The organism is Furfurilactobacillus milii, from assembly GCF_009864005.1.
In the GTDB taxonomy this organism is placed as follows: domain Bacteria; phylum Bacillota; class Bacilli; order Lactobacillales; family Lactobacillaceae; genus Furfurilactobacillus; species Furfurilactobacillus rossiae_B.
The window spans coordinates 381,785-395,161 of sequence record NZ_WEZQ01000005.1 but is presented as its reverse complement, the minus strand read 5'-3'; the positions used below and the strand labels follow the sequence as shown (position 1 = coordinate 395,161).

Here is a 13,377-nt window from a genome sequence, read left to right as displayed (position 1 = left end):
TTTCTTTAGAAACAACAGTTGGCAATTGAGGTTAGTCGAAAGGATAGGCAGGAACATGGCAAAGAAGACATACACGAAGGATGAAATTCGCGAATTGGTCAAAACGGAACACGTGGAATTTTTACGATTAATGTTTACTGATCTGATGGGTTCAATTAAGAACGTTGAAGTGCCGACGAGTCAATTGGGCAAGTTATTAGATAACAAGTTAATGTTTGATGGCTCATCCATCGATGGCTTCGTTAGAATCGAAGAAAGTGATATGTACCTTCACCCAGACCTGTCGACGTGGATGATTTTTCCGTGGGGCAGTGAACATGGTCGGGTAGCCCGAGTGATTTGTGAAGTTTATACAACGGATGGAAAACCATTCGAAGGTGATCCTCGTAACAATCTGATTCGTGTCGTTGATGAGATGAAGGCTGCCGGTTTTACGTCTTTCAACATTGGTCCGGAACCAGAATTCTTCCTGTTTAAAATGGATGAAAATGGCGAACCAACATTGAAGCTGAATGACAAAGGCAGCTATTTTGATTTGGCACCAATGGACCTTGGTGAGAATTGCCGTCGCGACATTGTCCTCGAACTCGAAAAAATGGGCTTTGAAGTCGAAGCTGCCCATCATGAAGTTGCACCTGGCCAGCATGAAATCGACTTTAAGTATGCTGATGCACTGGAGGCGGCCGACAATATTCAAACCTTTAAACTAGTCGTTAAAACAATTGCGAGAAAGTACGGACTATTTGCCACCTTTATGCCCAAGCCACTTGAAGGGATCAATGGGTCAGGCATGCATATGAATATGTCATTATCAACCGCTAAGGGCAATGCGTTTTACGATGCTGATGGGGAATTGGAACTCAGCGAAACCGCTTATCATTTTCTTGGTGGTCTGTTGGCTCATGCCCGTAATTTAACTGCTGTTGTAAATCCAATTGTGAACTCTTACAAACGTCTGGTACCAGGTTTCGAAGCCCCAGTTTACGTAGCCTGGTCAGGTTCCAACCGTTCACCACTGGTTCGTGTGCCTAGTGCACGTGGCAATTCGACACGCTTAGAGTTGCGTTCAGTTGATCCTGCTGCCAATCCATATCTTGCCATAGCTGCGATGTTGGAAGCCGGTTTGGATGGCATTCGTAATGGGATGACACCGAACGATTCTGTGGATCGCAACATCTATTCAATGGACGAAAAAGAGCGTGAAACTAACCACATTAGCAATTTGCCAGACAATTTACACAATGCCACGAAAGCCTTGCAAAGTGACCCCGTTATGAAGGCAGCTTTAGGCGATCATTTATTCCAAAGCTTTATTGAAGCCAAAAAGCTGGAATGGGCATCGTATCGTCAGTCTGTCACTAAGTGGGAACGTGATCAGTATCTGGAACAATATTAATATTTGACGGCTGTTTCTTGGTGCAGCAATGTGCTTTTCAATTTAGGTTGATCAGTCATCAAGTTATAGTAAAATAAATAAACATTTAACCGTGATGAATAGCGTCGTTTTTTAGGTTCTATCATATCTGTTGTTGGTCATGTCACAAGACATGATCGACAACAGATTTTTCTTTCTGTAATCTATGTATGTTGACACGAAAAAAAGGATATGCGCGTCCTTGTTATGTTAAGGACAAAAACAAAACACCCAATCATCAAATAATGATTGGGTGCATTATGGTCGTTACCAACAACAGTTGACAGAGAACCGTTTTTTAGCTGAAATGCGACTGCGGATATTCATCACGGCTTTTTGTCTAAAAAATTCTAAATTTAAATGTTAAGAAAACGTTTGCAACACTGCCGGGGCGATTGTCGACATGATGGCAGTAGTGTACGATATAAGTGTATGAATTTAGTGAACAAGGGGTAAGACGGCATGGATAATCCACAAACGAAAAAAGTCGGATCACGTAATGTACGTCCTGAGTTGTCTGGTAAACTCGGACAAAAGTCACGTTATTTAGATGAATTAACCGGCGCCATTAATGATTTTAATGATCGTCGGGTCTACGAATTAGTTGACCCACAACGTTACAACACGTTGATTAGGGGCAATAAACAAACGGAAGGCAACCAATTAGCACGTTTGGTCGATGATATACACCCTGAACTCAGCCATTATTTGAGTGCGGAGCTTATTGCTTATTTAAAGCACACATACCCATTCTTTTATTTTGAAGAACCAGAAAATGGCAAATTCAATGTATTCTTTGGGAACTGGTGGGATCGTCGCCAGTTTGGTGAATTAGACGTTTTAAACGCCCAATTCATTTTTGACAGCGAAGAATATGAAAAACTGACACAGTCGTTTGCACTTGAATCAGAAGGCAAAAACTACAATTCGGATCGCATCAAAGACATTGCTCGGCAAAGTCAAGAATTGCAGGAACTGGTCAAGAACCAAGAACAACGAGATTTGCAAAAAGAAAAATTACGGTCTCAACTTAAAGAAGTTGGGGAATCGCGCACGTTGTTTAACGGCGGTCATTCGAAGGCTGAACGTCAAGATATTTTGGATCAGTTGACCAAGCTTGCTGACGAGGATGATCAGGCAAACAACGCTTATAAAGGGATGAAAGCCAACGAAGATGAGTCGTTAGTTTTGTCTAAGGAAGACACGATTCTAAGCTACGAAAAGCAAGCGATTCGCAAAGTGTTTGGTGACTTTGCCACGTTTAAAGATCGTAATGCTAGCTTATATGTTGACTATATCAGTCATCTAATTGGTCGGGCAATTGAAGCAGGACAAGCTGACCCGGATGAAAAAATGCCATCCAGTGAAATTCGTTCTCAGGATAGTGCACTTGCTGCTGACGCAGAGAGCGCAAGCAATTCAGCAACTAGTGAGGTGACTTCAGATGACAAGTGATGATAAAAGAGATTTGACGTCAGCTAGTGCTGAATCTACTGAAGCAAGCACGGCCAACGATGTCCATTCTGATCAGACTGCATCAACGGCAACTAAGCAGCAACAATCTTCCAAGACTGATTCGGCAGTAGCCACAGATTCTGCAGCTGTCAGTGCAACGAAAAATGACGCTGAGTCTGGCACCAGTAAAGAGAAAAAAGTAGATACGTTAACGCCAAGTCAACGTTTTAGAATCTACAACAACAACATAAAAGATGGTTTGCAAAACGGCATTCAGTTCACTAAGTATTTGGATCAACTGACTGAGACGCAAGACACTGATGAATTGTTAGATTCGGCTACGCATTTATTTGATTTTAAAATGGATACCGCGTTTGTAACTTTTCCCCACCAATACACGGCTTCTGACTATTATTTGCTCTTTATGAGTCGTTTGCTGGAGATTCACGAAGAAAAAGGATTAATTCTCACCAGTGCAGCTGATCATGAAGAATTAAGCGTTACGTTTGACGCGTTAGGCACACAACCTGACTTTAAGTTTGTCTTGGTTGGTGGTCGCAATGGGGGCGCCTTCTTCACAGATAAGGCTTCCGGTCTCCACTTGTTCTATATGAACCTGGAACGTCAGCAAATTCGGTTCAACAGCAAAGCATTTACTGACCTATTTGCGGTGGCGTTAGCTGATCAACCAGCGGACAAGAAGATGTCTGCTATTGATACACTCATTACGTTTGCCAAAGATTTACAGCGTGACTATCACTTTACGGCTGACTATAATTTGTTAGAAACTGACAATAATGCGGAGTATCAAACGAAACATCCAGCATTGCCAGCAGGAACAGTGGACAAGCTCTTTGTGGCCTCGGCTGACAGTCATTATATGCTACAAAATGCCCCCGCAGGCAATGGCGCTATCATTGACTTAGAAGATGATCTTGTCTTTGGTATTGCGGACGCTGGCACGCAGACAGCACCTAAGTGGGTCATCACCACGACGGATCCTAAGAACCAAATTTCTTTGATGGCAGTGTTGTTGAACTATGATTTCATTCGTCAATGGTACTTAGCTAATCGTGATGATTTAGAAATTCAGTCCGATCCGTTAATTTTTGCTTAATAGACAGGTTAGGGGAATTACAATGTTAGATTTAGCGATGCTTTTGCGCGAATGCATTGAGTTTGATCAACAAGTACATGATGCAAAGCAATTACATTGGTCGCGTGAGGATAGTCTACAGAACGCATATTTAGCCTTAGACGTCGAGTTGGCCGAGATTGCGAATACGAGTGAATGGTTTAAGGTGTGGAAAACGCACCGCGGTAAAAGTAATCCTGGTCAAACATCCCATCAGACGCTGTTAGAAGAATATGTCGATGCATTGGATTTCTTTTTGTTGATTTTCCATAAACAGCAATGGACGCATTTAACAGTCTTAACGCCTGACGAATTGACTAAGTTGACAAAGGGACCGGATCTTAATCTAACCAAGACCTATTTGGCCATTAACAGTATGATTTTATCCAGTCTAAAAGAACATCGTCAGGGCGATTTTGGCCATGCGTGGCACTTATTCTTAACAATGGGTTTGCGTGGCTTTGGCTTCACACAAAATGAAATTCAGGAAGCTTATCAAGCAAAGCGCGAAAAAAATTTAAAACGTCAGGCTAATGACTATTAGTCTTTTCGTGATAATATAGCAATCAAAATAAGGCCTGACGTTGGGTTTATAGCCCAACGTCAGGCCTTATTTTGTGTTCATTAGCACGCTTACGCCTACCAGTTATTAGTTTGACGAGCCAATAATTGCGGATCTGAATAGAAAAAGTTGGTAAACGTAACTGTTTTTGGAGAACCGGCGCTCACGAGCGAAATCATTTTATGAACTGATCCTGTCATATAATGTGGTGTATAAATCATGCCTTCAATGAGCCAATTTTTGATTAAACCAACATAAGCAGAAACAGTAAAGGCAATTTGAATGTTGATTGGTACGCCGATGTCAGCAAACGCCGGTTTCATCTGATCATAGAAACGATTTAGATAGCCAGTCATTCGGGCATATAATTCATGTTCAAATAACCCATTTTCCTGTGTATTCAACAAAACGTTGAACATCTGAGCGTCTTTTTCAATGTAGTTAAAAGCGTTGTTTAAGTAAAAGACATTTACTGCATGACCGTTCAGAAAGGCGTAATGCTCTGGTAAACTGTCAGTGCCGTCATCAATGACGGCATCAAAAAAGTCATCCAAAATTTCAGTCATGGCACGTGAAATGAAATCTCGCTTGTCTTTATAATGTAAATAAAATGTTCCTCGAGTAATGTGCGCAGTTTCAGTGATCTTTTGAACACTGATATTTTCAATTTTGTATTGTTGCATCAGACTGATTAGGGCAGTTTTTAAACTTGACCGCGTTTTAATCACCCGAGGGTCCAAATGTTTAACCATGATGCACCCCCAAGTTGCTCAATTTATTAGACAGCACTCTGATAAATGTTTACAAAGCCTATTATATAAGAAATGAAAGCGCTTCGTCAACAGATAAAGGGACTATATTACACATTCTTGCAAGCGAATACATTTGTGCAGTATAGTAATCTTTTAGCTTATATTTCGTGGCCGGCACGTGTAGTTCAAGAAATCTAGATATAAAAAAGAATTTTGTCCTTTTCTTTGCGGTTTTAACTGTGATACACTGTTCTAGTCCCGAACTTATCCGTTTGGGATCATTCCAGGCGGTCACTTCGGTGATCGTCTTTATTTTTGTATCAGCACTATACATGACTAAATTTGGTTTTAATTGCTTAGACAATTTGTTCAATACCAACTTGTTGCTTGGCAATTATATTGAATAATCTTTTAAACTTAAATTGACACTGTCGATTCCGTTTTTTATACTAATAAGGTTAAGTTTCGCAACAGTAGCTCAGTTGGATAGAGCATCGGTCTTCTAAACCGAGGGTCGTGGGTTCGAACCCCACCTGTTGCATTTTTGTATCATCGGTTTTATTACCAACTGATAAGCGGCGAATGGTATAAGTATGCTTTTTCGTTTTAAAATAAGCTACTAAATTTGGCTATAGTACAAACAGGGATTGCTCTCAACAGCAATTCTTTTTTATTTTGGCCTCGTATTCAAGAAAACAATTGTTTTTAATTTCTGGGACATAGGTCAGCATTTTTCTTAATTTCTATTTTGAGCCCTAAAGGAACTTTAAAAATAAGTTGCTGAGTTCCGGTCAAGGCGTCTTTTTTGGTACAATGAGTCTAGTTTGAAGTTCGCTTATTGAGGAGTGTTCACATGTGGAAGAAGATTGTGGCAACATTTGCCGTTTTGGGGTTATTGATTACACTAGCGGCTTGTGGTCAGAAAAGTTATGCAGGCGTTCAGGTTTCGGAGAAAAAGTACGAACGGGTTCAATCGGAAAATGACGATATCAAAACATTGGTAACGGCGCTACAAAAATTTCGGTATGATGATGACAAAAGCGCTAATACTGTGTATAAGGCTGCTGACAAGCTGAATCAGGAGTTGCGTCCTGGACTTAGTGAAGCACAGAAAAACCAATTAGGGGCTGCCCTAGGGGATGGTGCAACAGGTGTGAAGGGCATTGTCAAAGCAGCGGTTAGCAAGCAATACAATTTTGACGATGAGGTTGCATCTCAATTTCATGCTAATTTCCGTATTGTGTTCGACTTAGCCTCATTTTCAATCGGTAACTCAGTTCAACAACGTAGCAAGATTGAAACACAGATGCGAAAAGACACCAACGCGGACACAGAACTCTATAAAATCGGTACACAGGAGTAACCGTTTATTAACGATTTGGTAAAAGATGACATAAATCTCTTAAGAAGGCTTAAAAATTGAATATGAGTATCTGTGATTGATAAACTGGAAACAGTTACTTAATCAAGTTAAGGGAGGTTTTTAGATGGTTGCCGTATTGATTTTATCCATTGTTTTGATCGGAAGTGGCGTGTGGGAATTGATGGGTCGTTCGTCAGCATCGCATCTGTCAACTAACCGTACAACCGCTCAACCAGATCATCGTCAGCATTAGTTTGTTTGAAAAATCGACTATTAGCTCCTTAACGTAGTGTGAAACCAGTGTGTTTCCACTGCGTTTTTTGTTACAATTAGAAACGACTGAGATGTTTTGCCAGAAAAAGGACTTGAAGCATTTGACGCACCGGGTCTTCTCTGGTAAACTCTTATTGTTGTATTTGTGGACTTCCCACACTGCAACCGCGCAAAATAAGTTTTAAGTTTTCTCTGTTTAGGCAGTGAAACGCTTATCTTTGGCGAGTCTAAGAAACTTTTAAGGAGGTGCACAACGTGTACGCAATTATTAAAACTGGTGGTAAGCAATACAAGGTTGAAAAGGGTTCACCTATCTTTGTTGAAAAGCTTGATGCAAAGGAAGGCGACAAAGTTACCTTTGACGAAGTTGTGTTAGTTGCTAGCCGTTCCATTAAGATCGGAACACCATATGTTGATGGTGCTTCAGTTACTGGAACTGTTGAAAAGCAAGGCAAGGAAAAGAAAGTTGTTACTTTCAAGTACAAGCCTAAGAAGAACCAACACACTAAGACAGGTCACCGTCAACCTTATACGCGTGTCATGATTGATGAAATTGCCGGCGCAACTTCATCAAAGAGCGCTGACGCAGACAAGTAAACAACTACGAAACCACGCTAAGCTATTATGATTAAAGTTGATATTTCGAGAAATGCTAAGCGCCAACCGGTTCGGTTTGTTATGACTGGCCATGCAGGTGCTGGTGATTATGGTGAAGATATTGTTTGTGCGGCAGCCTCCGTGCTGGCGATTACCACTGTTAACGCATTGGATGAAATTGCTGGGGTTCACCCGACAGTTTCATCAGATGATGACAATGGTGGCTTCTTGGAAGTGGTTATCAATGATCGCAATCAAGCAGTTGAAACAATTTTAGCCACATTTATTTTAGGCATGACGCAAGTTGCACAGAAATACACTCAATTCGTTACGATTAGTGATGGTCACATTAACTAATGGAGGTGTAACCACATGTTATTGGATATGAACTTACAATTTTTCGCTCACCATAAAGGGGGCGGATCTACTGCCAACGGTCGTGACTCTGCTGGTCGTCGTTTAGGTACTAAACGTGCCGACGGTCAAAAGATCAACGCTGGTTCCATCATCTACCGTCAACGCGGAACGCACATTCTGCCAGGTATGAATGTTGGTCGTGGTGGTGATGACACACTGTTTGCTTTGACAGATGGTGTTGTTAAGTTTGAACGTAAAGGTAAGGATCGCCGTCAGGTGTCCGTTTACCCTGCCGCTGAAGCAGCAGAATAACAATCGATCAATAAACGGGCATAATGTTAAGGCATTGTGGCCGTTTTTTGTTTGATTTAATTAGTGATGAGGAGCGATAGCATGGGACAAAAACGGATTGCTAAGGTTCAAGGTGTTTTGGATCAATTACATTTAGATGCTTTTTTGGTCACGGATGAGTTTAATCTACACTATTTAACAGGTTTTGCTAATGTTGGTGGTGACGGATGTTTATTAATTACTGGCAATCAGTCTTTTATGATTACCGATGCTCGGTATGAAACCGAAATGAAGGCTGAATTAGATCCACAAATCACATTAATGATTACGCGTGACTATTATGGAACAGTTGTTAAGCTAGCTGCAGACCAAAATCATAGTGTGATCGGGTTTGAAGACACATTACCATACGTTATTTGGTCTATGTTAGATGAGCAACTTGCCGCTGATTTTGTTGGACTACATGCAGTGGTTGATCATTTACGAGAAATTAAAGATGCCGAAGAGATTGCTAAGTTACGTCGTGCGATTCGTTTGTCATGTGAAGGTTATGATGCGCTGTTGCCGAATGTTCACGTTGGCATGACGGAAATTGAAGTGGCCAATAAGTTGGATGCTTGGATGCGCGCGCATGGTTCGACCGGGCCTTCGTTTGATACAATTGTGGCCAGCGGCTATCGTTCTGCAGAACCACATGGGTCAGCCACAACAAAGAAGCTCGCTAAGGGCGAATTAGTTACTGTTGATTTTGGCTTCTACTTCGACGACTATACGTCTGACATCACTCGCACGTTTGCGTTGGGGCAACCAGATCCCGAGTTAGTGGATATTTATAATCTAACTAAGACGGCTAACCAGGCAGTTATTGATGCAATCAAGCCTGGCGCAACCGGCGCTCAATTGGATGCTGCAGGTCGTGATTTGATTAAGGCGGCCGGATATGGCGCCGAGTTTAATCACGGCATGGGACATGGCATTGGTTTGAATATTCATGAAGAACCTCAAGTTTACGGACCAAGAATTCCTTATGCCATTCAAGCTAACCAGGTAATCACTGTTGAACCAGGGATTTATCTGCCAAACCTTGGTGGCGTTAGGTTGGAAGATGATGTTTTGGTGACGGAAAACGGTGCTGAGGTGTTAACAACCTCTTCTAAGGACTTAAAGATTTTGTAGTCGTTTAAAATTGCCAACTATTGCAACGACGGGATGCGTTACTGTATACTGAACAAGAATGAATTTTAACAAGTGTCATATTTGGGCGTTTTGTGTGCCCAATATGCCTTTAGGAGGAACAATTATGTCAATCTCTACTGCAGACTTTAAAAATGGTCTGACGATTGAAGTTGATCACGCTATTTGGCGGATCGTTGAATTTCAGCATGTTAAGCCCGGTAAGGGTGGCGCCTTTGTGCGTTCAAAGTTAAAGAACTTGCGGACAGGTGCCGTTCAAGAAAAGACTTTCCGTGCCGGTGCAAAAATGGAATTGGCTGAAATCAGCCAAGCTACCATGCAATATTTGTACAACGATGGTTCGAACTACGTCTTCATGAACACTGAAACTTATGACCAAGTTTCAATTCCAAACGAACAGATGAAAAATGCTGCTAAGTACCTGTTGGAAAACATGGAAGTTAGCGTAACCTCTTTTGGTAACGAAATTTTGGGTGTTGAAGTACCAAACACGGTTACTTTAACGGTTAAAGAAACTGAACCCGGCATTCGTGGCGATACTGCTACTGGTGGCTCAAAGCCAGCAACAATGGAAACTGGTTTAGTTGTTCAAGTACCATTCTTCGTGAATGCAGATGATAAATTGATCATCAACACACAGGACGGTTCTTACGTTTCAAGAGCTTAGTTTGGATTGGAGGCCATTATGCCTGAAGTCAATAACATTACCTTAAATCAACCAGCTGATGCACTAGGTAGCATTGAAATTGCATCGGATGTTCTGGAGATTATCGTTGGTGTTGCGGCTAGCCAAGTAGACGGTGTTAACCGGATGCGTGGTACGATTGCGAATAATGTTTCGGAGTTGTTTGGCCGTACTGAACACAGCAAGGGTGTCAAGCTGAGCGTTAACGATGGCGAGATTTCTGCTGACGTCTTTGTCTACCTGGACTATGGTGTTAATGTGCCTAAGGTAGCCTTGGAAATGCAGGATAAGGTCAAGCAACAAGTTACTTTGATGACGGAATTGCCAATGGGTGAGGTTAATGTTCACATTGTTGGTATCGTTCCAGAAAAAAATGATTCTGATATTGATCCAGATGACATTTTTGGTGACCGCGCCGCTGCCGCTGGCGACGACGAACAAACGACCAGCAAAGATGGTGACTTGTAGTGAGCTTAAATAGACATCAGATTAGAAAAATTGCATTTCAAGTGTTGTTTGCAAAACATATGAATGCAGATGCGAATGTGGAAGATCTGTATCGTCAATTAATTCCTAGTCAATCAGATCAACCCACTGTGGTGCCTGAGTATTTAGTCACATTGGTAAATGGTGTGACTGAAAAGGAAGCTGAACTTGATGAACAGATTAGTCCATTGTTAGCAAACAAGTGGTCCATTTCTCGATTGGCCAATCCTGATTTAATTATTTTAAGATTGGGTCTGTATGAGATGGAGTACTCTGCTGAAGTTCCCACACGTGTCGCTCTTAATGAAGCCTTGGAGTTGGCAAAAGAATTTTCTGATGACAATTCACGACGATTCATTAACGGGGTTTTATCAAAGCTTTTTGATAAAGCAGATGCTTCTTCTGCGGAATAAAGTTGAATAACGATGTCATTAATTGGGACCATGTGGTCTGAATTAATGGCATCTTTTTTGTGCTTCTTCGTTAATTTCTCAATGAAAATGCGTATGTAATGAGTATCTAAAACACACAGTGAATGTGTTAAAATTATTCAGTATGAACGAATAAAAGTGTGAATTTAAAAAGTTAGGGGCAGTTTTATGACAGCAATAAAAATTGATGGTCGTGCGACCGCTAAAAAAATAAATGCGCAGTCTGCTGAGCAAACACGGAAGTTGACGCAAAAAGGTGTCATTCCGGGATTAGCTGTCATTATGGTGGGGGATGATCCTGCCAGTGCCATTTACGTTCGAAATAAGGAACGTAAAGCTGCCAAGTTGCAGTTTAATTCTGTTGTGAAGCATTTGCCGGCCGATGCTTCACAAGCCGAGGTCATTGCCCTAGTCCAGCGCTACAATGAGGATCCGCAAATTCATGCGATCTTGGTACAATCACCATTGCCTAGCCATCTTGATGAGGAGGCGGTGGTGATGGCGATCGATCCACGCAAAGATGTTGACGGTCTGCACCCCGAAAACTTGGGTCAATTGTTTGCTCAAGTTGGTGAGAACTTTCCTGTTGCGTGCACGCCGAAGGGCATCATGACGCTACTTTCTCAATATCAGATTTCACTACCAGGTAAACGCGTCGTGATGGTCGGGCGTAGCCGATTAGTTGGCAAACCATTATTAGCGTTGCTTAATAACGCTAATGCGACGGTAACATTGGCTCATCGGCATACGACAGATTTAGCGGAGCTAACCCGTTCTGCAGATATTGTCATTGTGGCGGTTGGACAGGCTGATTTAATTACTCGTGAAATGATTAAGCCGGGTGCTGTCGTCATTGATGTGGGCATGAATCGTGACGAAAGTGGTCAACTCACGGGTGATGTTGCAAAGGATGTTGCGGACGTTGCTGGTTATTTGACACCTGTGCCTGGTGGCGTTGGTCCGATGACGATTGCGACGTTAATGCAACAAACGATTCAGTTAGCGGTATGGCAAACTGGACAAGTGGTGGATTAAATGGCAGACCGTGAAGATTATCTATCAGTTACAACGTTGACACGTTACCTTAAACGAAAATTTGATGCTGATCCGTACCTTGGTCGTGTGTATCTAACAGGAGAAATTTCCAATTTTCGACCGCGACCGAATGCCCATCAATATTTCAGTTTGAAAGATGACCATGCCAAAATTAATGCAATTATGTTTAAATCCGCTTTTGCAAAAGTGAAGTTTCAACCTGAAGAAGGCATGAAAGTTCTTGTGACCGGGCGGATTTCGCTGTACGAGCCATCCGGTAGTTATCAAATTTATGTAGAGCGGATGGAACCAGATGGTGTCGGTGCCTTGTACCAAGCTTATGAACAATTAAAGCGTAAGCTAGCCAGTGAAGGTTTGTTCGAGCGTCGTCAACGGCCGTTGGTTAAGTACCCAAAGCGTATTGCGGTTATTACTAGTCCATCTGGGGCTGTCATTCGTGATATCATTACAACTACTCGCAGACGTTATCCCATTGCCCAGCTTGTGTTGTTTCCAGCGCTAGTTCAGGGTGATGCAGCGGCAGATGATATTGTCCGCCGCATTCAACAGGTGAATGAACTTGGCACATTTGACACCCTGATTATTGGTCGTGGTGGTGGTTCTATAGAAGATTTGTGGCCATTCAACGAGGAACGCGTAGCGCGCGCAATTGCAGCTAGCGAAATCCCTGTCATCTCGTCAGTGGGCCATGAAACGGATACGACAATTGCCGATTTAGTAGCGGATGTGCGAGCAGCTACGCCCACTGCGGCTGCCGAGTTAGCTACACCTGTGTTGTCAGAAACATTGTTGGCCATTTCGCAATTACAGGGTCGGTTATTTCAAGCGATGACTAGCCAAATTCAGTTAGATCGTCAGCGGTTAAAACAAGTTCGCCAATCTTACGTATTCACGCAGCCACAGCGTTTGTACGAAGGTTATACGCAGCGTGTTGCACAGCTTACCGATCAGTTAGTTAATGATCAACGTCAGCTGTTGAATGGCAAGCAACAGCAGGTAGCAACTGTTCGGGCCCGCTTGAGTACGCATTTGTTAACGGCTCGTGTGAAAAATGGTCGTCAACAGACCGATGCATTAAGTCATGAGCTTCTTAGTGTGAGTGTTAATATGATCAAAACGAAAAAAACGCAGTTACATGCTCTGATTAATCAACTGGATTTATTGAGTCCACTAAAAATTATGACGCGCGGGTATAGTTATGTGACGGCTGAAGGTCAAGTTGTTAAAACAGTTGATCAGCTGTCTGAAAAGCAGGCCGTTACGTTGCACTTAGCAGATGGTCAAGCGGCGGCTACAATAAATAGCGTGGATAAGGAGAAAGACTAA

General features: G+C 42.2%; 16 protein-coding genes, 1 tRNA gene and 1 other annotated feature. Of the genes, 16 read left to right on the top strand and 1 reads right to left on the bottom strand.

Annotation, left to right across the window (positions count from 1 at the left end; all coding sequences use genetic code 11):
* Positions 1-55: 55 nt before the first annotated feature.
* The 4 genes from glnA (at position 56) to GB993_RS04655 (ending at position 4,548) form a co-directional block, all read left to right on the top strand.
* Positions 56-1,396, top strand: a complete 1,341-nt coding sequence (glnA, locus tag GB993_RS04670) for a type I glutamate--ammonia ligase (protein ID WP_161001362.1) — start codon at positions 56-58, stop codon at positions 1,394-1,396.
* A 480-nt stretch (positions 1,397-1,876) separates the two neighbouring features.
* A complete protein-coding gene (locus GB993_RS04665) occupies positions 1,877-2,869 on the top strand; it encodes an exonuclease SbcC (RefSeq protein WP_161003277.1) in 993 nt (330 codons plus the stop codon).
* Positions 2,859-3,986 carry a hypothetical protein gene (locus GB993_RS04660; protein WP_161003276.1) on the top strand — a complete coding sequence of 376 codons (1,128 nt, stop codon included), beginning with the start codon at positions 2,859-2,861 and terminating at the stop codon, positions 3,984-3,986. The genes GB993_RS04665 and GB993_RS04660 overlap by 11 nt, the downstream gene beginning before the upstream one ends.
* A gap of 22 nt (positions 3,987-4,008) precedes the next feature.
* Complete coding sequence (locus GB993_RS04655; RefSeq protein ID WP_161001359.1) at positions 4,009-4,548, top strand: dUTPase; 540 nt, start codon at positions 4,009-4,011, stop codon at positions 4,546-4,548.
* Between the two features lie 95 nt (positions 4,549-4,643).
* On the opposite strand, the gene GB993_RS04650 is transcribed toward GB993_RS04655, so the two are convergent.
* Positions 4,644-5,321, bottom strand: coding sequence for a TetR/AcrR family transcriptional regulator (locus tag GB993_RS04650; RefSeq protein WP_404825467.1), 678 nt, complete (start codon positions 5,319-5,321; stop codon positions 4,644-4,646).
* Positions 5,322-5,785: 464 nt separating this feature from the next.
* Here GB993_RS04650 and GB993_RS04645 point away from each other — a divergent pair.
* The 12 genes from GB993_RS04645 to xseA all read left to right on the top strand — a co-directional run bounded on the left by GB993_RS04645 (position 5,786) and on the right by xseA (position 13,377).
* Positions 5,786-5,859 (top strand) — tRNA-Arg (locus GB993_RS04645).
* Positions 5,860-6,171: 312 nt separating this feature from the next.
* On the top strand, positions 6,172-6,681 hold the full coding sequence (locus tag GB993_RS04640; protein WP_161003275.1) for an LptM family lipoprotein: 510 nt from the start codon (positions 6,172-6,174) through the stop codon (positions 6,679-6,681).
* 124 nt (positions 6,682-6,805) lie between these two features.
* Complete coding sequence (locus GB993_RS13130; protein ID WP_017261755.1) at positions 6,806-6,934, top strand: hypothetical protein; 129 nt, start codon at positions 6,806-6,808, stop codon at positions 6,932-6,934.
* A gap of 173 nt (positions 6,935-7,107) precedes the next feature.
* Positions 7,108-7,193: a sequence feature (ribosomal protein L21 leader region), on the top strand.
* Between the two features lie 16 nt (positions 7,194-7,209).
* Complete coding sequence (rplU, locus tag GB993_RS04635) at positions 7,210-7,551, top strand: 50S ribosomal protein L21 (RefSeq protein ID WP_017261756.1); 342 nt, start codon at positions 7,210-7,212, stop codon at positions 7,549-7,551.
* 27 nt (positions 7,552-7,578) lie between these two features.
* Positions 7,579-7,908, top strand: a complete 330-nt coding sequence (locus GB993_RS04630; protein ID WP_161003274.1) for a ribosomal-processing cysteine protease Prp — start codon at positions 7,579-7,581, stop codon at positions 7,906-7,908.
* Positions 7,909-7,923: 15 nt separating this feature from the next.
* Positions 7,924-8,220, top strand: a complete 297-nt coding sequence (rpmA, locus tag GB993_RS04625; protein ID WP_017261758.1) for a 50S ribosomal protein L27 — start codon at positions 7,924-7,926, stop codon at positions 8,218-8,220.
* Between the two features lie 81 nt (positions 8,221-8,301).
* Positions 8,302-9,375 carry a M24 family metallopeptidase gene (locus GB993_RS04620; protein ID WP_161003273.1) on the top strand — a complete coding sequence of 358 codons (1,074 nt, stop codon included), beginning with the start codon at positions 8,302-8,304 and terminating at the stop codon, positions 9,373-9,375.
* Between the two features lie 124 nt (positions 9,376-9,499).
* Positions 9,500-10,060 (top strand): elongation factor P, encoded by a 561-nt coding sequence (efp, locus tag GB993_RS04615; protein WP_017261760.1) that lies wholly within the window; start codon positions 9,500-9,502, stop codon positions 10,058-10,060.
* Positions 10,061-10,078: 18 nt separating this feature from the next.
* Positions 10,079-10,546, top strand: a complete 468-nt coding sequence (locus GB993_RS04610) for an Asp23/Gls24 family envelope stress response protein (protein WP_017261761.1) — start codon at positions 10,079-10,081, stop codon at positions 10,544-10,546.
* Positions 10,546-10,977, top strand: coding sequence for a transcription antitermination factor NusB (gene nusB / locus GB993_RS04605; protein WP_017261762.1), 432 nt, complete (start codon positions 10,546-10,548; stop codon positions 10,975-10,977). The genes GB993_RS04610 and nusB overlap by 1 nt, the downstream gene beginning before the upstream one ends.
* 186 nt (positions 10,978-11,163) lie before the next feature.
* Positions 11,164-12,030, top strand: a complete 867-nt coding sequence (gene folD / locus GB993_RS04600) for a bifunctional methylenetetrahydrofolate dehydrogenase/methenyltetrahydrofolate cyclohydrolase FolD (protein WP_161003272.1) — start codon at positions 11,164-11,166, stop codon at positions 12,028-12,030.
* The gene (xseA, locus tag GB993_RS04595) at positions 12,031-13,377 is read left to right on the top strand and encodes an exodeoxyribonuclease VII large subunit (protein ID WP_161001429.1); all 1,347 of its coding nucleotides are present in this window, start codon (positions 12,031-12,033) and stop codon (positions 13,375-13,377) included.

What these genes read in the sequence shown, in the direction of transcription:
- GB993_RS04660 (WP_161003276.1), top strand. Translation starts at nt 2,859, where the DNA reads ATGACAAGTGATGATAAAAGAGATTTGACGTCAGCTAGTGCTGAATCT.
- xseA (WP_161001429.1), top strand. Translation starts at nt 12,031, where the DNA reads ATGGCAGACCGTGAAGATTATCTATCAGTTACAACGTTGACACGTTAC.
- GB993_RS04640 (WP_161003275.1), top strand. Translation starts at nt 6,172, where the DNA reads ATGTGGAAGAAGATTGTGGCAACATTTGCCGTTTTGGGGTTATTGATT.
- GB993_RS04620 (WP_161003273.1), top strand. Translation starts at nt 8,302, where the DNA reads ATGGGACAAAAACGGATTGCTAAGGTTCAAGGTGTTTTGGATCAATTA.
- rpmA (WP_017261758.1), top strand. Translation starts at nt 7,924, where the DNA reads ATGTTATTGGATATGAACTTACAATTTTTCGCTCACCATAAAGGGGGC.
- folD (WP_161003272.1), top strand. Translation starts at nt 11,164, where the DNA reads ATGACAGCAATAAAAATTGATGGTCGTGCGACCGCTAAAAAAATAAAT.
- GB993_RS04655 (WP_161001359.1), top strand. Translation starts at nt 4,009, where the DNA reads ATGTTAGATTTAGCGATGCTTTTGCGCGAATGCATTGAGTTTGATCAA.
- GB993_RS04665 (WP_161003277.1), top strand. Translation starts at nt 1,877, where the DNA reads ATGGATAATCCACAAACGAAAAAAGTCGGATCACGTAATGTACGTCCT.
- glnA (WP_161001362.1), top strand. Translation starts at nt 56, where the DNA reads ATGGCAAAGAAGACATACACGAAGGATGAAATTCGCGAATTGGTCAAA.
- GB993_RS04630 (WP_161003274.1), top strand. Translation starts at nt 7,579, where the DNA reads ATGATTAAAGTTGATATTTCGAGAAATGCTAAGCGCCAACCGGTTCGG.
- GB993_RS13130 (WP_017261755.1), top strand. Translation starts at nt 6,806, where the DNA reads ATGGTTGCCGTATTGATTTTATCCATTGTTTTGATCGGAAGTGGCGTG.
- GB993_RS04610 (WP_017261761.1), top strand. Translation starts at nt 10,079, where the DNA reads ATGCCTGAAGTCAATAACATTACCTTAAATCAACCAGCTGATGCACTA.
- efp (WP_017261760.1), top strand. Translation starts at nt 9,500, where the DNA reads ATGTCAATCTCTACTGCAGACTTTAAAAATGGTCTGACGATTGAAGTT.